The 278-nt window shown below is 67.3% G+C and carries 1 protein-coding gene; it reads right to left on the bottom strand.

Translation table 11 applies throughout. From position 1 onward, the window contains the following. On the bottom strand, nucleotides 1-192 hold a 192-nt coding region (locus ACWNT5_RS24315), incomplete at its 3' end, for an NAD-dependent epimerase/dehydratase family protein (protein WP_456518870.1). Nucleotides 193-278 lie beyond the last annotated feature (86 nt).

The raw sequence follows: 278 nt of genomic DNA, 5'->3' as shown, positions 1-278 counted from the left end.
GACGCACTTCTTCACGACCTCCGGGTCGCGAATGTCGCCCTCGACGAGCTCCAGGTGGGGGTCGCGCGGCAGCACGTCCTTGCCGTAGAGGCAAAGATCGAGCACGCGCACGGTGAGACCGTCCGCCAGGAGGCGGGGGATGAGGGCGGCGCCGACGTAGCCGGCGCCTCCGGTGACCAAGACTTTCTTCATCGAATCCATTCGAGCGCCTCGAACAAGCTATGGCCGTTCTCGAGCAGGAGGCTGCGAACGCCTGCGCGTCGCCCCGCCTCCACGTC

It is taken from the genome of Aquimarina sp. 433, from assembly GCF_054054605.1.
Note: the sequence above shows the minus strand (reverse complement) of the source record. Positions and strands in the feature narration are given on the sequence as shown.